The organism is Acuticoccus kandeliae, from assembly GCF_003073115.1.
This window is the reverse complement of the sequence record NZ_QBBV01000039.1, coordinates 1-500: the sequence shown is the minus strand read 5'-3', so window position 1 is coordinate 500 and position 500 is coordinate 1. Positions and strand designations below refer to the sequence as shown.

The 500-nt window shown below is 67.8% G+C and carries 2 protein-coding genes; both read right to left on the bottom strand.

Annotated elements, in window-relative coordinates:
• On the bottom strand, nucleotides 1-114 hold a 114-nt coding region (locus DBV35_RS29195; RefSeq protein WP_157962082.1), incomplete at its 3' end, for a single-stranded DNA-binding protein.
• Nucleotides 115-125: 11 nt separating this feature from the next.
• A complete protein-coding gene (gene rpsF, locus DBV35_RS29190; RefSeq protein ID WP_062398960.1) occupies nucleotides 126-440 on the bottom strand; it encodes a 30S ribosomal protein S6 in 315 nt (104 codons plus the stop codon).
• Nucleotides 441-500 lie beyond the last annotated feature (60 nt).

The window sequence follows — 500 nt, the reverse complement described above, 5'->3', positions numbered from 1 at the left end:
GCGCGGCGTGGACGCCACGGTGAAGTTGGCGACCGCGGCGCCGGACGGGGTGAACCGCAGCTCGGGATCCGCCGTCAGGTTGCCCACGACGGTGATGACGGTCTCGCCGGCCATGACGGCTCCAATCAGCCGGCGGCGGGCGCCGGCGTGCGGGTGACGTCCTTGCGCAGGACCTTGGTGCGCAGCACGGACTCGTTCAGACCCAGCTGGCGGTCCAGCTCGGTGACGGTGGCCGGCTCAGCGGTGATGTCGAGGACCGCGTAGATGGCCTCGCCCTGCTTCTTGATCTCGTAGGCCAGGCGGCGCTTGCCCCAGACCTCGATCTTCTCGACCGATCCGCCGTCGTTCTTCACGACGGTGAGGAACTGCTCCAGGGACGGCTGCACAGTGCGCTCGTCCAGGCCGCCGTCGAGGATGACCATGACCTCGTAATGACGCATGAGAACCACTCACCTCCTATGGACTCGAAACGGTCACGGCCCGGACGGCCGTGACAGGAG